The organism is Tessaracoccus antarcticus (genome assembly GCF_003688855.1).
In the GTDB taxonomy this organism is placed as follows: Bacteria; Actinomycetota; Actinomycetes; order Propionibacteriales; family Propionibacteriaceae; genus Arachnia; species Arachnia antarctica.
On the sequence record NZ_REFW01000001.1, the window covers coordinates 1,594,402 to 1,614,507 of the forward strand.

The 20,106-nt window shown below is 66.7% G+C and carries 19 protein-coding genes and 3 tRNA genes; 12 read left to right on the top strand and 10 right to left on the bottom strand.

What is annotated here, in order from left to right; all coding sequences use genetic code 11:
• Positions 1-218: 218 nt before the first annotated feature.
• Both EAX62_RS07100 and EAX62_RS07105 read right to left on the bottom strand, forming a co-directional pair.
• Complete coding sequence (locus EAX62_RS07100) at positions 219-1,808, bottom strand: HD domain-containing phosphohydrolase (protein ID WP_121900865.1); 1,590 nt, start codon at positions 1,806-1,808, stop codon at positions 219-221.
• A gap of 94 nt (positions 1,809-1,902) precedes the next feature.
• A complete protein-coding gene (locus EAX62_RS07105; protein ID WP_121900866.1) occupies positions 1,903-2,640 on the bottom strand; it encodes a hypothetical protein in 738 nt (245 codons plus the stop codon).
• A gap of 180 nt (positions 2,641-2,820) precedes the next feature.
• On the opposite strand from EAX62_RS07105, the gene EAX62_RS07110 reads away from it, so the two are divergent.
• The 3 genes from EAX62_RS07110 (at position 2,821) to EAX62_RS07120 (ending at position 6,039) form a co-directional block, all read left to right on the top strand.
• Entirely contained in the window at positions 2,821-3,186 is a 366-nt protein-coding gene (locus tag EAX62_RS07110) for a peroxiredoxin (protein ID WP_121900867.1), read from the top strand.
• 219 nt (positions 3,187-3,405) lie between these two features.
• On the top strand, positions 3,406-4,665 hold the full coding sequence (locus tag EAX62_RS07115; RefSeq protein WP_158600582.1) for an AI-2E family transporter: 1,260 nt from the start codon (positions 3,406-3,408) through the stop codon (positions 4,663-4,665).
• 114 nt (positions 4,666-4,779) lie between these two features.
• Complete coding sequence (locus EAX62_RS07120; RefSeq protein ID WP_121900869.1) at positions 4,780-6,039, top strand: AI-2E family transporter; 1,260 nt, start codon at positions 4,780-4,782, stop codon at positions 6,037-6,039.
• Between the two features lie 19 nt (positions 6,040-6,058).
• Here the strand turns inward: EAX62_RS07120 and EAX62_RS07125 are convergent, their stop codons facing one another.
• A complete protein-coding gene (locus EAX62_RS07125) occupies positions 6,059-6,751 on the bottom strand; it encodes an IMPACT family protein (protein WP_325048791.1) in 693 nt (230 codons plus the stop codon).
• Positions 6,735-7,214 (bottom strand): peroxiredoxin, encoded by a 480-nt coding sequence (locus EAX62_RS07130; RefSeq protein ID WP_121900870.1) that lies wholly within the window; start codon positions 7,212-7,214, stop codon positions 6,735-6,737. The genes EAX62_RS07125 and EAX62_RS07130 overlap by 17 nt, the downstream gene beginning before the upstream one ends.
• Positions 7,215-7,264: 50 nt before the next feature.
• Here EAX62_RS07130 and EAX62_RS07135 point away from each other — a divergent pair, with 50 nt between their 5' ends.
• On the top strand, positions 7,265-7,609 hold the full coding sequence (locus tag EAX62_RS07135; RefSeq protein ID WP_121900871.1) for a DUF3618 domain-containing protein: 345 nt from the start codon (positions 7,265-7,267) through the stop codon (positions 7,607-7,609).
• A 164-nt stretch (positions 7,610-7,773) separates the two neighbouring features.
• Here EAX62_RS07135 and EAX62_RS16535 read toward each other — a convergent pair whose 3' ends face one another.
• Positions 7,774-8,199: a hypothetical protein gene (locus EAX62_RS16535; protein ID WP_147454045.1), complete on the bottom strand. Its 426-nt coding sequence runs from the start codon at positions 8,197-8,199 to the stop codon at positions 7,774-7,776.
• Positions 8,200-9,135: 936 nt separating this feature from the next.
• Here EAX62_RS16535 and EAX62_RS16540 point away from each other — a divergent pair.
• Both EAX62_RS16540 and EAX62_RS07145 read left to right on the top strand, forming a co-directional pair.
• Positions 9,136-9,663, top strand: coding sequence for a hypothetical protein (locus tag EAX62_RS16540; protein WP_147454046.1), 528 nt, complete (start codon positions 9,136-9,138; stop codon positions 9,661-9,663).
• 399 nt (positions 9,664-10,062) lie between these two features.
• On the top strand, positions 10,063-10,341 hold the full coding sequence (locus EAX62_RS07145) for a tyrosine-type recombinase/integrase (RefSeq protein WP_147454047.1): 279 nt from the start codon (positions 10,063-10,065) through the stop codon (positions 10,339-10,341).
• Between the two features lie 146 nt (positions 10,342-10,487).
• Here EAX62_RS07145 and EAX62_RS07150 read toward each other — a convergent pair.
• From EAX62_RS07150 to orn, 4 genes are all read right to left on the bottom strand, one after another.
• Positions 10,488-10,560 (bottom strand) — tRNA-Lys (locus EAX62_RS07150).
• Positions 10,561-10,612: 52 nt separating this feature from the next.
• Positions 10,613-10,688, bottom strand: a tRNA-His gene (locus EAX62_RS07155).
• Positions 10,689-10,894: 206 nt separating this feature from the next.
• Complete coding sequence (locus tag EAX62_RS07160) at positions 10,895-11,650, bottom strand: hypothetical protein (protein ID WP_121900874.1); 756 nt, start codon at positions 11,648-11,650, stop codon at positions 10,895-10,897.
• Positions 11,647-12,267 (bottom strand): oligoribonuclease, encoded by a 621-nt coding sequence (orn, locus tag EAX62_RS07165; RefSeq protein WP_121900875.1) that lies wholly within the window; start codon positions 12,265-12,267, stop codon positions 11,647-11,649. The genes EAX62_RS07160 and orn overlap by 4 nt, the downstream gene beginning before the upstream one ends.
• Before the next feature lie 76 nt (positions 12,268-12,343).
• On the opposite strand from orn, the gene EAX62_RS07170 reads away from it, so the two are divergent.
• Both EAX62_RS07170 and EAX62_RS07175 read left to right on the top strand, forming a co-directional pair.
• A tRNA-Arg gene (locus tag EAX62_RS07170) sits at positions 12,344-12,416 on the top strand.
• Between the two features lie 159 nt (positions 12,417-12,575).
• Entirely contained in the window at positions 12,576-12,920 is a 345-nt protein-coding gene (locus tag EAX62_RS07175) for a cupin domain-containing protein (protein ID WP_121900876.1), read from the top strand.
• A 14-nt stretch (positions 12,921-12,934) separates the two neighbouring features.
• On the opposite strand, the gene EAX62_RS07180 is transcribed toward EAX62_RS07175, so the two are convergent.
• Positions 12,935-13,540 carry a 2'-5' RNA ligase family protein gene (locus EAX62_RS07180; RefSeq protein ID WP_121900877.1) on the bottom strand — a complete coding sequence of 202 codons (606 nt, stop codon included), beginning with the start codon at positions 13,538-13,540 and terminating at the stop codon, positions 12,935-12,937.
• A gap of 113 nt (positions 13,541-13,653) precedes the next feature.
• Between EAX62_RS07180 and EAX62_RS07185 the strand changes: the two genes are divergently transcribed.
• The 4 genes from EAX62_RS07185 (at position 13,654) to ettA (ending at position 20,082) form a co-directional block, all read left to right on the top strand.
• A complete protein-coding gene (locus EAX62_RS07185) occupies positions 13,654-14,997 on the top strand; it encodes a PrsW family intramembrane metalloprotease (RefSeq protein ID WP_147454048.1) in 1,344 nt (447 codons plus the stop codon).
• Complete coding sequence (locus EAX62_RS07190; protein WP_121900879.1) at positions 14,994-16,721, top strand: P-loop NTPase family protein; 1,728 nt, start codon at positions 14,994-14,996, stop codon at positions 16,719-16,721. The genes EAX62_RS07185 and EAX62_RS07190 overlap by 4 nt, the downstream gene beginning before the upstream one ends.
• 1 nt (position 16,722) lies before the next feature.
• Complete coding sequence (locus tag EAX62_RS07195) at positions 16,723-18,315, top strand: GTPase (protein WP_121900880.1); 1,593 nt, start codon at positions 16,723-16,725, stop codon at positions 18,313-18,315.
• A gap of 87 nt (positions 18,316-18,402) precedes the next feature.
• On the top strand, positions 18,403-20,082 hold the full coding sequence (gene ettA / locus EAX62_RS07200) for an energy-dependent translational throttle protein EttA (RefSeq protein WP_121900881.1): 1,680 nt from the start codon (positions 18,403-18,405) through the stop codon (positions 20,080-20,082).
• The last annotated feature ends 24 nt before the right edge of the window (positions 20,083-20,106 follow it).

Here is a 20,106-nt window from a genome sequence, read left to right on the forward strand (position 1 = left end):
CACGCAGTCGGATTCCCCCCCAACTCACCTCACGAGGGGACGTGCCATCAGCGAGTCCGATCGGCGTCCATGATGATCGACCCGTTGACGTCGAGCCGGAGCTTGCCGCCCATGTCGTCGGAGGTCATGGCGACGGGCACGCCTTCAACCCCGCCGTCGTTGGTCTTCGTTGGACCCGGCCACGGTGGGGCCTGTGATCCGGCTCGCGGGCCCCATGCCTACTGAGGAGCTTCCGGCGCGGTCACCGGAGGTGAGGCCAACCCATGCTCGAGGGCGTAGAGGCTGGCCCCGACGCGGTTGGAGGCCCCGATCTTCACGTAGGTGCGCTCCACATGGTTGCGCACGGTCTTTTCGCTCAGGACCAGCTGCCCTGCGATCTGCCGGTTGGTGAGTCCTCGAGCGACCAGGCAGAGGATTTCGCGCTCACGTGGTGTGAGGAGATCCTCGCGCCGATGGCGCAGCGTCCGATGTCCGGCGGCGCTGAGTACCGCTTCCACGCACTCAGGGTCCAGTGCCCCGGAACCGCTCCTGCTTCGCAGCCGCACCGTGGCCTGCTCGGGATCCAGTTCCGCACGGTAGGGCCGTGGTTCCAATGCCGACTGGTAGGCGACCGCCGCCGCAAGAATGCGTTCGCTTCGGCCGAGCATTGATCCGCTGAGGCCGAGCGGGTACCCGGTGCCGTCGAGGTGCTCGTGGTGGGCACGGGCTACGGTGCGTACCGCGCCCAGCCCGGGGATGCGGTCCAAGACGCGCTCGGTCAGGTAGGGATGCATCCGGACGCGCTCCCAGTCTGATGAGTTCAAGCCTGCCGGGTTGGACCACACCTGATTGGAAACGCCGAGACGGCCGAGGTCGTGCAGGTGCCCCGCCCGACGCAGTATGTCGACGTCCCCTTCGGCCACGCCCAGGGACTCGCCAGCTGCTGACGCAAGTGCCGCCACGGCCCGTGAGTGGCCGAGCGTGAACGGGCACTTGAGGTCAACGAAGTCGCCGATCGCGCAGACCAGGTGGTCGAAGCTCTCGTTGGTGAGTCGGACGTGGTGGTCAGGCGCCTTCTCGAGAGCTTCCCTCCAGGCATCCCCATCGCGTGCGGGGGCGAAGATTTCCTCGGGGGAGGCCAGCACCGCGTCGACCACCGCTGGGTCGAACTGGCCTCCGCGCCTGCTCGTGATCATTGTGACGGCTGCGTCGAGCCCGAACATTCTGTGGTGCACCTCCGCAACGTCCGCGAGCTGCGCCACCCGCATCTCGATGGGGATGCTGTCCCCGGACACACCAACGGGTAGGCCCTGGCCGTCGTGGCGTTCGAAGGTGAACGCCAACACGTGCGCCACCTCTGATGGCAGCCCGATGTGGTGCGCCAGCGCTGCCGCCGATGCACAGTGGGAATGGATCATGTGGCCGAGTTGACCGCGGGCGTCCCTGAACAGCGTGGTCATCACCTTCAGCCGATGTGGCAGAGGTTCGCCCTTGGCGACGTGACCCAGCAGGAACCGCAGGTAGGGGACCCCGCTCCAATCCACCAGGAAGGCCTCCCGTCGCACCGCGATGTCGTCGCCGAACCAGCGGGCGTACTCCTGGGAGTCTGCGTGGCAGCCGATCCACATCACCAGGGTGGCGTAGTAGATGGTGCCGCGCTGCTCGGAGCTGAGGTCGAGACGATCAGCGAGCCGGCAGGCCAGCGTGGCTGATCGGAGCATGTGCTCCGCAGGTTGACCGAGTCCGAGGTCAATCGCGACCGACAACCCGGCAAGCACCTCGGCGCGCCGCGGAAGGACGTCCCTGCCCGACCTGCCCGCACCTGCCATGCACTGATTCTGCGCCCCTCGGCCATGATTGTCAGGCGTTTCCGGACGCCTCGTCGCGCTCACACGCGCTCACACGCGCTCACACCGGGCAGGGTCATTCCCGCCTCTCCTCAGCGAGGTGGGGCGCCACGCTCGCCTGCTCCGGCCCGCTGAAGCGGGCCTGACCAACGAAGAAGAGACCGCGCTGGGGGAGCCAGAAATCGGCCAGTGATGCCTGCGTTGGCAACGAACCCACCGGGCCGCAGTCACCGCCGTCCACGTGGGCGTCGCCACTGACGACCCGCCACACCTGGAGAGGAGCGGCCTTGAACGCCTGTCCATTGGGGGTTCGTCCGTGCAGGCGTATCCTTCCGGACTGCAGAACCGTGCTGGCCATCGGGCCCATGGCGGCGAGGACAGCGTCGCTGTTCCAGGCCCACGCCGGCATGGCGCCGCCCATCGAGGTCATCGCCCGGGTGGCCGATGTCGCCTCGAGCACCATGCGCCACGAGAGACGGGTACCCATGGACACGTCGAGGCTCCAGTTGTTGCGCCAGGTGACGTCGATGGCGGGGACCTGCTCGACTGCGGTTGCCGAGCCGAAGTAGCGGGGGCAGCTGACGTCAGGGTCTGCCGTGGTGAAGATCGTCCAGGAGCCGCTCGGGTCACGATGCCAAATGGCCCGGTACGCGGGACCAACAGAGCTCGCGAGCATGTCGCGTAGGGCAAGGTAATGGCCCCGCGAGTACGGCACTCCCATGGCGCCGTAGCCTGAGAAGCGCTCGTCAGTGCCTCGGGGGAGGCCCAGCGCCGTTTGCGTGGTCGCAACTGCTTGTCGTGGAGTCGTAGTCATGACCCAAGTCTGAGACGGACCGCCACGCGGAGCATGGGGCAATCGCCTCAAATGTGGAAGGGCGGCCCACCGGTCGATCCCGGTTCGACAATCCCCTGTCGGTGCCGAACATGGGGCGGATGCCCCATGACCGAAGGCCCCTCAACGCAGCACGATTGTGTTGAGCCAAAGGAGCCCACCATGGAAACCAAAACTGTCATCAGCCTCTGCACCGGCCTGGAGGACGCGGAAAAGGTCACGGTGGCGTTCCTCGTCGCCGTCGGGTCCGCTGAGACCGGGCGCCCCACCCTGATGTTCCTCACCAAGGAAGCGGTACGTCTCGTCGTCGGCGACGTCGCCAGAGGCATCGCGTGCCAGGGGTGCCCTCCTCTGGAGGACTTGACACTCAGATACTCAGAGGCTGGCGGCCGCTACATGGTGTGCCCTATCTGCTTCGACGCCAAACACCTCGACAAGGCAGACCTCCTCCCCAATGCCGAACTGGGTGGCACAGTCCCGATGTGGGGGTGGATCGGCGATGAGCCTGCAAACACGTTCAGCTACTGACCACACACTCGGAGCCCGGCTGGCACACGCAATCGCCGCCGGCATCGTCGGCTGATCCATCACCCCCACCATGGCGCTCCTCCCTGCCGTCGTCGCGTCCCCGTGGTGAATCCGACACTGAAATGTCCTTGCTGCCATGGGCAGCCATGTATGCCCGTGTTCTGCACTGCGTGCGACGCACAATGGGAGCAACCGCATCTGCTCTGGAGGAGCCCGGACATGTCAACGCTGCATCATGAGAAACCACCGGCGCTTCCTCTCACCCGGTCGCTGCGTCAGGTGGCCGCCGTCGCACTGCTGGTCGTGCTCGTCTTTGCGGCCGGTTGGGTCGTCGTGCAAGTCTTCGGTGCCGTCTCGCAGGTCCTCATTCCCATCATCGTGGGTGTACTTCTCGCGGCACTGTTGATGCCCGCCATGCTGCTTCTCAACCACAGGGTGCACATGCCGCGGCACCTGGCCGCGGGGGTCACAGTGGTGGGGCTGCTCGCACTGATCGGCGGCACCATCTTCTATGCCGGTCGATCGATCGCCGGTGGCATCAGCAACGTCAGCGACAGTCTGGGGAAGGTCCTGGACAAGGCCGAGGAATGGCTCGCCACTTCACCGTTCGGGGTCGACCAGCAGCAACTGCAGAACCTGTTGGCGGAGGGGCGGGCGTGGGTGACGGCCCACACCTCCTCCCTGTCATCGGGGGCATTGAACGCCACCACAACCGTCGGGACGGCCGCGGTGGGGGCTGTTCTGGCCCTGATCGTCACGTTCTTCCTGCTTGCCGAGGGTGACCGCATCCTGTCGTGGATGCTCATGGTGTTCCGGGGCCCCACGCGGACCAAGGTGCGCGAAACCATTCGTCGATCGTGGGTGACGCTCGGCAGTTGGGCCCGCACGCAGGTGATCGTCTCCGCCGTCGACGCCGTGGGAATCGGTATCGGGGCGGCGATCCTGGGGTTGCCGTTCGTCGTGCCCATGATTGTCATCACGTTCCTTCTGTGCTTCATACCCATGGTGGGCGCCACCTTGGCCGGCATCATGTTCGTCCTGGTGGCGCTGCTCTTCAAGGGGCTGGTTCCGGCGTTGATCATGCTCGGCATCGTCGTGGTGGTGGTGCACCTTGAGGGCAATCTGATGCAGCCGCTCCTCATGGGAAAGGCCGTGAACCTGCATCCGCTCGTCGTCCTGCTGGGAGTGGCCACGGGTACCTACCTCCTCGGCCTCACGGGTGCCCTGCTGACCGTGCCGTTCATGGCGGCCATCAACGTGGGGTACAAGTACTGGGTGGGGCGCGATCCGTTCCCGGGGCTCGACGCGGGAGGGTCCGCGCTGTCCGGCTCACCCCGCAAGCTGGCGCCCCATCGGAAGTCGTCGAAGTTGCCCCAACAGGTGGGCGCCGTGACACCGGACTGGATCCAGAAGGAAAGAGTGCTCGAGAAGTCGACGCCCAGCGAGGTGGAGGAGGAGTCAGCAGCGCCACAGGACTGACCTGGGCCCGGTACGCCAGCGCGTCCGGGGTCGGAACGGCGATTCTGGACGTGCGCGATCCATCTGCGACCGTGCACAATGGGGGGCTGACCCGTCACCGAGGAGTATCACCGCATGCCATCCACGCGTCAACGCAACACGTCCATGGTTCCCCTGCCCCGTCCGTTCCGGGTGGTCGGTGCGGCCGCGCTGCTGATCGTTCTGGTCTACGCCGCTGGCTGGGTCCTCAGCCAGGTGGGCTCCATGGTCTCCCAGGTGCTGATCCCCATGGTGGTGGGCGTGCTGCTTGCGGCGCTCCTGATGCCTGTGCAACTGCTGCTCAACCACAGGCTGCGCTTCCCGCGCCATGCGGCGGCGGCGGTCACCGTGGTGGGGCTCTTCGCGCTGATCGGAGGAACCGTCTACTTCTCGGGACGCTCCATCGCCCAGGGCGTCCAGGACGTGACCCAGAGCCTGCAGCAAGTGCTGGACAAGGCCGAGAACTGGTTGGCAAGCGGCCCCTTCAACGTCGACGAGGCACAGCTGCAGGACCTGTTCACGCAAGGGCGTGACTGGCTGTCGAACAACACGTCGTCGCTGTCGTCGGGTGCACTCAACGCCACCAGCAGCGCCGGCACGGTGCTGGTGGGGGCCTTCCTGGCGCTCATCGTCGCGTTCTTCCTCCTGGCGGAGGGCGACAGGATTTCGTCGTTCATGCTCATGGTCTTCCACGAGCCCACGAGGACCAAGGTGCGCGAGACCATCCGTCGCGCCTGGGTGACGCTCGGCAGCTGGGCCCGGACCCAGGTGGTGGTTTCCGCCGTCGACGCCATCGGCATCGGTATCGGTGCCGCCTTCCTGGGGCTGCCGTTCGTGGTGCCCATGATCGTCATCACGTTCCTGCTGTGCTTCATCCCCCTGTTCGGCGCCTTCCTGTCGGGGGCCATGTTCACGCTCGTGGCGCTGCTCTTCCAGGGTCCGGTGGCGGCCCTCATCATGATCGCCGTCGTCATCGCCGTCCAGCAACTGGAGAGCAACGCCCTGCAGCCGCTTCTCATGGGCAAGGCTGTGAACCTGCACCCGCTCGTGGTGCTGCTGGGTGTCACCACCGGTACCTACCTGCTGGGCCTCACGGGGGCACTGCTGACCGTGCCGATCCTTGCCGCCGTCAACGCCGGGTACAAGTACTGGGTGGGGCGTGACCCGTTCCCGGGCCTGGCCAACGGCGGATCGGCGCTTGCCGGGTCGCCCCGGCAGCTAGCACCCCAGCGGAAGTCCTCGAAGCTTCCCAAGCCGATCGGCTCCGTCACACCCGACTGGATCGAGCGCGACAGGCGGGCCGAGGCTGCAGCGCCGAGCGGACGCCAGGAGGTCGCACGGTCCGAGGAGGCGTGAGTCCTCCTGAGTCAGCGACTCAGGCCTCCACGTCGCCCCAGCGCTGGCCGACGTGGACGGCCTCGAGTGCCCCGCCCGAGAGTGAGGCGAGCGCTGCCCTGAAGTCCGCTTCGGCACCGACGGGGACCGTCACGCTGATCTTGGCCTGCTCTCCCCACTCCACGCCGTCGACGGTGACCGCAACGCCCCCCGGCAGGACAAGCCCTCGCAGTTGCGCCTCCATGGCGCCCGCGGCCGCCATCGGCACGTCGACCCGCACCACCTGGCTGAGGACCACATCCTTTCGCCCTGCGGCGCCCACGGCCTGCGCGACGGCGTCGGAATAGGCCCGCACGAGGCCACCGGCGCCCAGCTTGATGCCGCCGAAATAGCGCGTGACCACGGCCACCACGTCGCTGAGGCCGTTTCGCTGCAGCACCGTCAGCATGGGTACGCCGGCCGTCCCGGCGGGTTCACCGTCATCGGATGAGCGGGCGGTCCGGCTGTCAGGGCCCAGAATGAATGCGCTGCAGTGGTGCCGCGCGTCGAAGTGCGTCCGTCGGCGTTCGTCGATGACGGTGCGGGCGTCATCCTCGTTGGCGACGCGCTGCAGACGGGTCAGGAAGCGGGAGCGCCTGATCTCGAGTTCGACGTCGACGCCGCCGCCCGGGCGGGCGGCGATGGTGGTGTAGCGGGCCGGCCCCCGGGGGGTCGGGTCAGACTCCCAGCTCACGGCGGAGCTTGGCCACGTGACCGGTTGCCTTCACGTTGTACTGGGCCACCCGCACGGTGCCGACGCCGACGTCGTCCACGTCGATGACGAAGGTCGAACGCAGGACGCCTTCGATTTCCTTCCCGTACAGCTTCTTCATGCCGTAGGAGCCGTAGGCATTCATGACTGTCTTGTCCTCATCAGAGAGCAGAGGCACGCTCAGGTCGGACTTCTCCTTGAATCGCGCCAGCCTGTCGACCGAATCCGGTGAGGCTCCCAGCACGTTGTAGCCAGCCTCGGAGAAGTGGTCGTTGGCAGCCGTGAAGTCCACTGCCTGCGTGGTGCAGCCCGGGGTCATGGCCGCCGGGTAGAAGTAGAGGATGACCGAGGAGCCGGCGAAGTCCTTGAGGGAGACGTCGTTGCCGTCTGAATCGGGGAGGGTGAAGCCGGGAGCAGTGGATCCTTGGGTCAAGCGCGCTGTCATGTGCCCATCCTAGGGCTAGGCTTGCGAGCGTTCAGACTGAAGGAGTTTCGATGGCCAAGGACAAGGCACGCAGCATCACGGAGATCCGCGCCGACCTGGCGCGCAACCGCGTGCATCTCGCCGACTCGGTGGGTGAATTCGTGGACGAAGTGAACCCGAAGAATGTCGCCAAGCGAGGTGTGGAGAACGCGAAGAGTTTCGCGGCCTCCGAATTCGACGCCGTGAAGGCGGAGTTCAAGGATGAGCATGGCTGGCGCACGGACCGCCTCGTCGTCATCGGAGGAGCCCTGCTCGGAATCGTGGTGTTCGCCATCACGTTGAAGTCGATCTCGAATGCCCGGAACAAGAGTCTCGGAGACAAGGCCCGCAAGGCCATCATGTCCATCGGTGAGTGAGGCAGACACCACGGCTGCCCACGCGACGGCCGGGAGCGTCCCCCCGTGCGACGGGACCGCAGCGTGTCTGAGTGAACGGCCATCGGTCCCGCTGCCGTGCTGAGTTCGCACGCCCGGGACAACAAGAGCTGGCCTGCATCCCCATGGGGTGGAGGCCAGCTCTTTCAGTTGAGCCAGGTGATGCGCCCACCTGTGGAGGGTTCGTAGATGATGCCGAACCAAGCCAGGTCGGGGTTGCCGTGGACGATGCCGATCCAGCCGAGGTTGCACTCACCGAGGGACAGGGTCGTGTTGAGGTAGTCAGGCCGGTAGGCGTGGTCACGTTCGAACTCACGGATGGGAACCGCAGCAACTGGGTTGTCGCCTCCCTCCAGGTCCTGAATGATCGCGGACCATGGCTTGTCGCTCACGGCGATCCTTCCGTTCTCGGCGAGGTCGCTGGTGGCGACGTAGCAAACCCTCACCTTCCAGCCGTAAGAGATGCCGTCCTTGCCGTGTTCACTCCGCAGCACTGTGACATCCCAGGTGGCCAGGTGCGCGGTGTCACCCACCTGCAGCGTCGCGTTCGTGACTGTCCTGCGTGGACTCACGGGCGGTGCGGACGTTGGGATGGTCACGAGGGGCGTTGAGGACGAGGGGGGCCGTGCAGACTCAGAGGGTGGGGGTGGACTTGGGGTGGTGGGCGGGGTCTCTGGCAACTCTGAGGCTGGGGACGTCACCACCGTGCCACCAATCATCTGCGCCACTTCTTTGGCACGTGGGGAGTTCACGATCCAGTTCTCGCCGACTGCGAGGGAAACTCCTACACCCAAGCCTTTCAGCGCTTCGATGCTGGTCTGGACCGCCGCGCTGTCGAGATAGATGCTGAGGACAGCGGCGTCGCTGCACGAACCAGACTGCAACGCGCGCGTGACGGTGTCTGACTGCACCCATCTCGGACAGTCGTAGCCCGCTTCAACCAGCGCATCCTTCAGGGCGATCACCGTCGTAAAGTGTTGTGGGTTGTCGCTTTCTCCCGGTGGACTTGGAAGGGGATCGCTTTTCACTTGGAAGGCTCCACACCCTGCCAGTAACAACAAAGTTGCGAAGACAACGGCGACCATCTTCACGATTCACCTGATTCTCTTGTCGGTTCCCTCTGCAGGAGGTAGTTGCTCAAGATCCATGATGACAGCACTGCGGAGGTGAGCGTGCGACAACCCTCGCCAGCACTTGGATGCGCGCAGCCAAACCAACATCGACTCACTTGGAAGGCGAGAACGACGCGCAAGACGCGAGAGTATAGACAACCGTCGAAGCGGGACCTCGCGGCCGCACAGTCCCGTTGGCGTCGTGCCGTTGGTGATCGCACGGGTATTACCGCCGTCTGGCAAGGCGCTGGGCCTACACCGAGGAGGGCCTCAGTTATGAGGCGCACATGGTCCGTCCGCGGTGACGCAGTTGAGCAGCTTCTCGGAAGTGATGGCCAACGACAGCCGATATAATGCGGTCACCCGTGCAGGACGCCAAACCACACAAGGATATATATGTTGAGGAAGCTCATCGCAGGCGCAGCAATTGCTGTGTTGTCCACAAGTGCTCTGCCAGCTGGTGCAGCCGCTGACATCTGTGTTCCCACCGCTGAATGGGGCTGCCACGGCGGCCCGATGATCATTGTCGACGCGAACGGCGATGGCGTCGTCAACGTCAACGGTGTTGATCGCGAAGACTATCCAAAACTCCCTGCCAATTTCGACGTCTACACCACGGAGGGTATCCACTATTTCAACGGCAACTTCTGGTGGACCGAATGTGAGGCGTATTCGTCTGTTGTAGACCGATGCCGCACTCACTACGCCCCAGGAAATGGCAACGCGGACTTCACCTTCAACAACCTCACCTACTTGCCTTCTCCAAGGAGTCTGTGGACCAAGAACCCCTTGGGGGTCACCGGTTCTTGGACGGCAAATGACGGCGGCAGGTGGCGCACTGAGTGTGACACGGCGCTAACCGGCCGTAACGGGTGCCGCACCTGGCGAAACGGCGTATTCAACAACATCGTCAGGTTCTCCTGAGTGGTCCACGACAGTCGTAGCTTTCATGGTTGGGCCGAACAGGGACCATGAGGTGATGAGTGAGCGCTCTGGCGCTTGGGTGACCGGCTGAAATTTAGCAGGGTGGGACGAGCGAGCTTCTCTGAGCTCGTTGGAGGCGCAGAGCCCGCCGGAGGTCCTCAGGGCACATCTGCGGGCGCGGGAGCAGGGATCTGGTGGAGTTGTGTGAGTTCATGCCCGCGACGGGCATGAGGCCGGGGGAGGCCTGCGCCGTCAGGCCCGACCAGGTGCTGCTGGCGGCCGGGACTGTGGAGATCTCCCGCAACCTCGGGCCTCGGGGGGTCAGGACAGAACCAAGAGCAAGGCAGGGTGGAGGATCAGGCCCTGCCACCAAAAGTGGTGAAGGTGCTGCGACGACGCATGGCTGACCCTGAGCCCAATACTGATGTTGCCCTGTTCCCCTCCCCACTGGGCAGGCTGCGCAATGTCTCCGACACCACCGGGGAACTGCGACGGATCCTCGACGACCTGGGTTTCGACTGGGTCAGCTCCCACACGTTCCGCAAGACCGTGGCCACGCGGCTCGATGATGCGGGGTTCAGTGCTCGGGTGATCGTTGACCACCTGGGCCATGAGAGACCCGTCGATGATGCTGGACACCTACATGGGGCGCAACGTCGCCTGCGCCGTAGATGCTGACGTGCTGGCCGGCAGCTGACACTCACCTCCCACGGGGGGCAAAGCACGCAGTTCAGGCTGTTGGGGGAGTGTGAAGGATGAAAGTGAATAAATGGTGACTGGCCCCTGCTCCGTGAGGAGCAAGGGCCAGCTGGATACGCCTTTTGTACACCGCGAGGGACTCGAACCCTCAACCCGCTGATTAAGAGTCAGCTGCTCTACCAATTGAGCTAGCGGTGCGCGCCGGACAACTGTACTGGGACAAGTCCCAGATCTTCAAACTGCGATGGTGTGGGGTGAGTAACGGGGCTCGAACCCGCGACATCCTGGACCACAACCAGGTGCTCTACCAGCTGAGCTATACCCACCATGTCACCACTGCATCAGCGCTGACCGGGATCGGCGCGTGCACAACATTAGCGCATGGCTGGCGGTTCGTCGAAATCGGCTGCAGCGCCAGGAAGTGTGCGTCAGAAGCAGTGTCCGGCCCGGGCTGTGGACCCGTGTCGTGGCCCCACGAGCACCGTGATCGCGGCCGCTGCGGCAGTGCGGTGATGACTGCTCCACCGCCCGTTCACGTCAAGTGGGTGAGAGCCGCGAGATCGCGACGGCACTCAGCCACGATCCAGTCGCGGAAGTCCTGCCGGTGCTCTGTGCGCAGGCGCTCCACCTGGAGATTGGAGGTGCATCCCACGACGAGAGCGCCACGGTGCACCCCACGGAAGAAGCCCCGGGAGGCCCCGTTCCCGCGGAAGCGTGCTGTGCGGACAGACAGCGGGATCAGTCCGCTCACGACGTCACACACCGTCCTGCCGTTGAGGTACACGGCCTGCAGGGTGTTGCTTGCGAGCTGTTTGAGGAGGAGGTCGATGCCCCCGGCGACGAGTTCCCTCCGGGTTGAAAGGTCGAGCTGTCCCCACAGCGGCCTCGTCGGCCATTGGACGATGTCCAGATGGCATGCGGATGCATCGACATAGCTCGCGCTGAAGAGTTCCTGCACCAGCGACTCCATGGGATCGAACCAGGACCGGTACGGATTCCCGGTGAAGTAGTCCAGGGATCGCTGCACTATGCGCTCGATGTCGGCGTCCTCTGCGTGTCTCAGCGCAGGGATCGCCAACGACGACAAGGTCTCGAAACGACGCTGCGGTCCGGCCCACTCGGCGCCGTGCTGCGTCAGGAACTCGCGGATGCTCGGATTGATGCCCACTGTGGCAATCCGGGCGCCCGGCTGGTTGCCGCGGAACACCACAGGGGTGCACCCCGGCACAATGTTGAGGTGCAGCGGCGGATCCTGCCGGATACGCGCGGCGACACCTGCGGGAATCACGTGGGGTTACTGAGGCCCGTCAGGCTGCCGCGATGCCTGGCTGCCGCCTCGCGGGCCTCCGCCGACGTGGGGCCTGGCTGCGGGACGAACAGCGTGTCGCGGTAGTAGCGCATCTCCTCGATGGACTCCTGGATGTCAGCCAGGGCGCGATGGTTCCCTCCCTTGGCCGGCGCCTGGTACATCACCTTCGGGTACCAGCGGCGGGCCAGTTCCTTGATGGAGGAGACGTCGAGGTTGCGGTAGTGCACCCACGATTCCAGCTCCGCCATGTCGCGGGCCAGGAAGGCGCGGTCGGTGCCGATGGTGTTGCCTGCAAGCGGTGCCTTGCGCTCCACGGGCACGAACTCCTTCACGTGGGAGAGGATCCGCTGCGTGGCCTCATCCATGGTGATGCCCCCGGCCAGTTTGTCCAGGAGTCCGGACTTGGTGTGCATCTCGCGGACGAAGTCGCCCATGGTCTCGAGTTGCTCGTCGGTGGGCTTGATGATGACGTCGAGCCCGTCGCCCAGGACGTTCAGTTCGCCGTCGGTGACCAGCACGGCCACTTCGATGAGCGCGTCCTTCTGGAGATCGAGGCCCGTCATTTCGCAGTCAATCCACACCAATTTGTCATTCACTCGCCCCACCCTACGACCTTGCCCCGACGAGGCGGAGTGACCAGCGGGCCGATGTTCACTAGAATCGGTTGACAGAGCCCCAGTAGCTCAGCGGATAGAGCAACAGCCTTCTAATCTGTCGCGCGCAGGTTCGAGTCCTGCCTGGGGCGCACCTCCGGCCCGGACCGGCTTCGGCGCACCTGCGGTGCTTGATCACCGCAGGTGTGGCCGAACACAGGCGTCCCGCCTCTTGTCCGTGGCGCCTTGCGGGATATATTCTGTGCGGACATAAGGGCGTGGCGACGCGGCCGATGACAGCAGGAGACGCCATGACCGATCCGATTCTCTCCAATCCCCAGTTCTACAGCGTGCTGTTCGAGAACGACCGCGTCCGGGTCCTCGAATACCTCGATGCGCCGGGCGACGCGACCGCGCCGCACAGCCATCCCGACAGCGTGATGATCACGCTCAGCCCCTTTGCGCGCCGACTCCGCGGTGGGGGCAAGGAGATGAATGTGGAGATGCCTGCCTTCGAGGCGCGCTGGCTCGACGCGCAGGAACACTCCGGGGAGAACACCGGCACCACACCGACGCACACCATGTTCGTCGAACTGAAGGAGCAGCGGGGCACCCACGACCCGGGTCGCCCCCGGCTCGGCCCCAGCGGTTCGTGAGGCCCCTCCGCCGGTCAATGGCTGTTCTGAAGGTCCCAGTTGGCCAGCGACGTGAAGTCGAACGTGCCGCGCTCCGGACGGACCGTGACGGACACGAGGTGCACGGCACCCACACGCATCGCCCCGATGGGTTCGACGTCCGCGAGGAGCGAGGCCACCTTCTCGTGCCCGACGCTGCCCGTGGCGTAGGCCAGGCTCAGGTGTGGCGCCGCCGGGGGAGCGGGCGGCTCGTGACCCCACGCTTCGACGATGGCCCGACGACTGGACGTCACCAGCCCGTCCCACTCCGGGGATGAGGCAGCGGAGACCTCGACGGCCACCTCGCCGGCACGGGGCCCGCCGAACGTCAGGTCGAAGGATGGCAGCCCGGACAGCGCGGCACCGAGGCAGTCCCCGAGCCGGGTGAAGTCCTGCTGGGCCACTTCGTCGTCGAACTCGGCAAGGCGCTGGAGCGTGCAGTGCAGGTAGGCCTCCGGCATGAGGGGAAGGTGCTCGACACCGTCGATGCTCCTCTGGGCCGCGGCGAAACGGTCGATGGTGTCATCGCCGGGAAGCACGTAGAGGTGCAGTGCGCCCTCGGGTTTGCGCCAGGGTTCCATCCGGGCGAAGAAGCTCTCCATGTGTGGGGCACCTTTCGACGAGGGCGGCCGGACCGCCACCCAGTGCCCGAGCCTATGCCCGGGCAGGGAAACGACGGGCGGTGGGTTCTCTGCCCGGTACGCTGGTTCGCATCATGACTAGCCCGCAACTCCTCGACAGGCAACGGTGGCTCTCCGGTCTCCCGCCCACCGCCCGGCGGCGACCCTGGTGGCAGCGGATGCTGCACAGCCCACTGTTCTGGCTCACCGTTGTCCTCGTCCCGTTCTACGCATACTGCCTCCTGAACCAGTACCAGATGCTGCACCCTGACCGGGAGTTCGCCGACGGCACGGTGGCGCTGGGCCTGAACAACGAGGCGCTGCGCCAGAGCGCCTTCTGGGCGATGTGGACGGCACTGGCCTACGTGGTGCTGTTCGTGTGGCTGGACAGGTTCCGGGCCCAACGTCCGCTGGTGTGGCTGCTGACGTTCCTGTGGGGTGCGTGCGCCGCAACGTGGATCTCCATCCACGTGAACACCTGGGCCGCCGAGGCCATGAACACCACCAGCGCGAACGCCGACATGGGTACCCGCGCCGCCATCTTCATCGCCCCGTTCGTGGAGGAGGCCAGCAAAGCCACCGTGCTGTTCCTTCTGGTGGTGCTGTTCCGCGCGCGCATCGTGTCCCGGCTGTCGATCGTGACACTGGCGGGGCTGTCGGCCATCGGTTTCGCCTTCGTCGAGAACATCATTTATTACGCCCGCGTCTTCGTGTACGCCAACAACACCATCGAGGTCACCGACCCGCAGGCCGAGGTCCTGTCGCTGGTCATGCTGCGCGGGGTCTACACCTCGTTCGGCCACCCGGTGTTCACCATGATGACGGCGCTGGGACTGGCCATTGCGCTCGGCACTCGCAGCAAGATCGTGCGCGTCGCCGCGCCGCTTGGCGGGTTCGTCCTGGCCTGTGGCGGGCACATGCTCTTCAACGGCGTGGCCTCCTCGGGGGACTCCGCCTCGCTGCGGCCCCAGTGGTTCATGGCGTTGGGGCTCGTCGCGACGCTCATTCTCATGCTGGTGTTCACGGTCGTGGCGCAGACCCAGCTCATCCGCCGTCGCCTCGGCGACTACCGGCGCGTGGGGTGGCTCACTGATCGCGACCCCGTGGTCTTCTCCAGCCCCTTCAAGCGCATGAAGCTCCAGGTGGCGTCGCTGCTCCGGGGGCCCCGGCGCACATGGCTGCCCACCACACGGTTCATGCGGCGGATCAGCGAACTCGCGTACCTGCGCGAAGGCATGACGCGGGGCACCATCGGCGTCGGTGGCGACGATCGGGCGCGGGAGATCCTGCTCGAGCTGGAGGAGCTGCGCCCCGCCGCCCTGACCGATACCCGCGGACTCACGCTGTTCCCCCCGCGGCGCCGCAAGCCGCTGACGTCGGCTCCGCCCCCGCAGTCTCCCGGCCCTGCCGGCCTGGGTGGGAACTGGCCCGCCCCATGAGGAGCGGACCGCCGCCACTGGCGGCGGCTCTGGAACACCTCGAGGCCGTTCTGCCTCTCGCGCAGTACCCACTGCCGCTCGAGGAGGCCCCCGGCATGCGTCGACTTGCCGCCGGAATCGGGAACCAGGTGCGCGACCACCTCCTGCCCCGTGCCCTGCGCCTCGACGCCCCGCTGCTGGTTGTCGTGGGCGGTTCGACGGGATCCGGCAAGTCCACGCTCGTCAACAGCCTGCTCCGGGCACGCCTCACGAAGCCGGGGGTGCTGCGCCCCACCACCACGTCCCCGGTACTGGTTGCCCACCCCGACGACCTCGCCTGGTTCGATTCCGGCAAGGTCCTGCCCAACCTCGTCCGCAGCTCCACCCCCGTCCACGACTCCCGTGCCCTGCACGTGGTGGCCCACGACGCGTTGCCGCCCGGACTGGCGTTGCTGGACGCGCCCGACATCGACTCGATCGATGACGCGAACCGGCGCCTCTCCCGCCAACTCCTGGCGGCGGCCGACCTGTGGGTCTTCGTCACCTCAGCGGCCCGCTACGCCGACGCCGTCGGATGGGAACTGCTGGAGCAGGCCGCAGCCCGCGACACCGTGGTGTCCGTGGTCCTGAACCGCTGCCCTCCCGAGGCGACCGACGACCTCCGCTCGCACCTGTCCGGGATGCTCAGCCAGCGCGGCCTTCCCGCCGCACGCCTCTTCGCCGTGGCGGAACGGGAACTCGGCGAGGACGGCATGCTGCCGCTGGCCGACGTGGCACCCATCCGCTCATGGCTCGCAGGTCTGGCCGCCGAGTCCGATGCCCGCACGGACGTGGCACTCCAGACTCTGGCGGGGGCAGTGCGCGGGCTCGACGAGCAGTTGCGCGTCCTCGCCGACGGCGTCCGCCGGCAGGGCGAGGCCGTCGAGGAGCTGGGCAGGCAGGCCGCCAACCAGTTCCGTCTCGCGGCGGACGAAGTGGGTCTGGCCACCAGCGACGGCACCATGTTGCGTGGCGAGGTGCTGAGCCGCTGGCAGGACTTCGTGGGCACCGGCGAGTTCATGCGTGGGGTCGAGGAACAGATCTCACGCTGGCGCGACCGCCTCACCGGCTGGTTCACGGGCCGTCAGGAGGCCGAGGGTGTCCGTGGCGCCATCAACGACGGACTCGCCGCACTCGTGGTGGAACATGGCCAGGCCGCCTGCGAATCGGCCGTGAACCAGTGGACCATGACGTCGTGGGGCCGCCAGATCGTCGAGGCCAACGAGGGCCTCGCCCGTACCACGGCGGACTTCGATGCTGACGCCACCCGCGCCGTGCGTGAATGGCAGGCTGATGTCCTCCGGCTTGTGGAGGAGCAGGGGCGCGGCAAGCGCACCAAGGCCCGGTTCCTGGCGCTCGGCACCAACGCGGTGGGGGCCGCGCTCATCATCGTGGTGTTCGCCACCACCGGTGGACTCACCACGGCTGAGGTGGGCATCGCCGGCGGCACGTCCCTGCTGGCGCAACGGCTGCTCGAGGGCGTCTTCGGCGAAGATGCCGTGCGCCGCCTCGCCCAGCGCGCCAAGAGCGACCTCGACGCTCGGGTCCAGGCACTGTTCGCCACCCAGCTCACACGCTTCCTGCACATCACCGAACAGCTCGAGGTGGACACGTCCGTGGCGGACCGGCTCGATGCGGTCGCCGACGAGCTGCGCAGCGCCGGCAGCGACGCCTTCGACGACCTGACGCGCCCGGAAGGGTTCTGACATGCAGCCGCTTGCGGAGAGACTCGCACTGGTGGACAAGTTGCTCCTCCAGGCGGCGGGCCGGCTCCCGGAGGAGGTGGAGGCCCGTGCCAGGCGTGTAGTGGCGCACGCCGGCCAGCGCATGTCCTTCGGGCCGCAGACCGTGGTCGCCCTCGCCGGCGCCACCGGCTCCGGCAAGTCGTCACTGTTCAACGCCCTGGCGGGGCAGGACCTCGCGGAGGTGGCGGCCCGCCGCCCCACCACCTCCCAGACCCGCGCCGTCGCGTTCGCCCCCAGCGACGTGGCGCTCCTCGACTGGCTGGGGATCCAGCGGCGCAACGAGGTGCCCCCACCCCTGGACGGGTTCCGGGACCTGGTGCTGCTGGACCTGCCCGACCATGACTCCACCGAGGCGGCCCACCGGCAGGAGGTGGACAAGATGGTGCCGGTGGTGGACCAGTTCATCTGGGTTCTTGATCCGCAGAAGTATGCCGACGCCGCCGTCCATGAGCGCTACCTGCGGCCGCTGGCCCGGCACCGTGACGTCATCACCGTCGTCCTGAACCAGGCCGACCGGCTCAGCCCCGAGGAGCTGCGCTCCTGTCTGGCCGACCTGCGGCGCCTGCTGGCCGACGACGGCCTCGCCGGCGTCACCGTGCTCGCCACCAGTGCGCGCACCGGCAGTGGACTGGAGGACCTGCGCCGCCGTCTCGCCGCGCTCGCCACCGCCAAGACGGCGGCCGCTGCCCGGCTGTCGGCCGATGTGGACGTCCTGGCCTCCGAGCTGGCTGCGGCCGTGTCAGGCCCGGCGGTGGCGTCACCGTCGAAGCGTTCTGTGGCCTCGCTGGAGGACAGCCTCGCCGAGTCGGCGGGCGTGCCGTACGTGGTGGACGCGGTCCGCACCTCCATGCTGCACCGAGGTTCCCTCGCCACCGGGTGGCCGTTGGTGAAGTGGCTGGGACGGTTCAAGCCGGACCCGCTGCGCCGCCTGCGGATCGGCTCGGGTGCCAGACACGCGCAGCTGGAGGCTGATGTCGCCCCTCGCTCCTCGTTGCAGAACAGGGGGAGCATCGCCGATGCCCGGCTGCGGACAGGATTGCGCACGCTCGCCACCGAACTCTCCGACGGGCTTCCCCAGCACTGGCAGGTCGCCATCCACGACGCAGTCCACGGGTCCGTTCCGACGCTGCCCGACACCCTTGACCGTGCCGTGGTCACCGCTGACCTGCACACCGACAGTCAGCCCCTGTGGTGGCAGGTGCTGAAGTTCCTGCAGTGGCTGCTGATCGCCGCCGTGGTGGTGGGGCTCGGATGGCTCACGGCCGACGTCGCGCTCGCCTACTTCCAGCTCCCACGGCTGCCCCGCGTCATGATCCGCGACATCCCGTTCCCGCTGCCCACCCTGCTGGTGGGCGGCGGCCTGCTCGTGGGCCTGCTGCTCTCCATCGGGTCCCGGGTCGTCGTCGGACTGGGTGCCCGCTCCAAGGCCCGACGCGCCCGCGCCATCCTGCGCCGGCGGATCGCCGAGGTGGCACAACTCGAGGTGGTGCAGCCGGCACGGGCGGAGCTGGACCGGCTCAGTGACGCCCGGCGCATCGTGGACAAGCTCGCCTGAGGTAGCCGCAGTGCCCGGCATGGCGGCCGATCCCGCGGTGGCTGGCATACTGGCACGCGGTCAGCAACACGTGTGGAAAGGCATCCAATGGCAGAGTTCATTTACAGCATGTACAAGGTTCGGAAGGCCGTCGGTGAGAAGGTCCTCCTGGACGACGTCACCCTGTCGTTCCTCCCGGGCGCCAAGATTGGCGTGGTCGGCCCCAACGGCGCCGGCAAGTCGACGCTGCTGAAGCTCATGGCAGGCATGGACCGGCCCAACAACGGTGAGGCGAGCCTCGCGAAGGACGCCACGGTCGGCATCCTCCTCCAGGAACCGCCGCTGGAGGAGGACAAGACGGTCTTGGAGAACGTCCAGCTGGCCGTCGCCGAGACCAAGGGCCTCATGAAGCGCTACGACGAGGTCGCCGAGGAGATGGGCAGCCCCGACGCCGACTTCGAGGCCCTGCTCGACGAGATGGGCAAGCTGCAGACCGAACTCGACCACCGCCAGGCGTGGGACATCGACGCCCAGCTGGAGCAGGCCATGGATGCGCTGCGCTGCCCACCGGGCGACACGCCCGTCAACGTGCTCTCCGGTGGTGAACGCCGACGCGTCGCGTTGTGCAAGCTCCTGCTCGAGGCGCCCGACCTGCTGCTCCTCGATGAGCCCACCAACCACCTTGACGCCGAATCCGTGAACTGGCTCGAGGGTCACCTCAAGAGCTACGCCGGCGCCGTCCTCGCCGTCACGCACGACCGGTACTTCCTGGACAACGTGGCCGAATGGATCTGTGAGGTGGACCGTGGACGGCTCCACGGCTACGAGGGCAACTACTCCAAGTACCTCGAGACCAAGCGCTCGCGCCTTCAGGTGGAGGGAAAGAAGGACGCCAAGCGCGCCAAGATCCTGGAGCGCGAACTCGAATGGGTGCGCTCCAACCCGAAGGCACGTCAGGCCAAGAGCCGCTCAAGGCTCGCACGCTACGAGGAGATGGCTGCGGCGGCGGAGCGCGACCGCAGCATCGACCTCGGCGAAATCAACATCCCGGCCGGCCCGCGCCTGGGCTCCACCGTCATCGAGGCCGTGAAGCTGAAGAAGGGCTTCGGCGACAGGGTGCTCATCGACGACCTGTCGTTCACGCTGCCGCGGGCCGGCATCGTCGGCATCATCGGCCCCAACGGCGTCGGCAAGACCACGTTGTTCAAGACCATCACGGGTCTGGAGGAGCCCGATTCCGGCACCGTCCGTGTCGGTGAGACGGTCTCGTTCAGCTACGTCGACCAGGACCGCAGTGGCCTGGAGCCCAAGAAGAACGTCTGGGAGGTGGTCTCGGACGGCCTCGACTTCATCAAGGTGGGCAACTTCGAGATGCCGTCGCGGGCCTACGTGGCCTCCTTCGGTTTCAAGGGCCCCGACCAGCAGAAGATGGCCGGCGTTCTCTCCGGCGGTGAGCGGAACCGACTGAACCTGGCGTTGACGCTCAAGGAGGGCGGCAACGTGCTGCTGCTCGACGAGCCCACCAACGACCTGGACGTGGAGACGCTCCAGTCACTGGAGGATGCGCTGCTGGAGTTCCCGGGCTGCGCCGTCGTGATCTCCCACGATCGCTGGTTCCTGGACCGCGTGGCCACCCACATCCTGGCCTGGGAGGGGACCGACGAGGACCCCGCCAACTGGTTCTGGTTCGAGGGCAACTTCGCCGACTACGAGCAGAACAAGGTCACGAGGCTCGGTGACGAGGCGGCCCGCCCGCACCGCACCACGCACCGTCGCCTCACGCGCTGACTCGAAACACACGGCCCGGCCGCT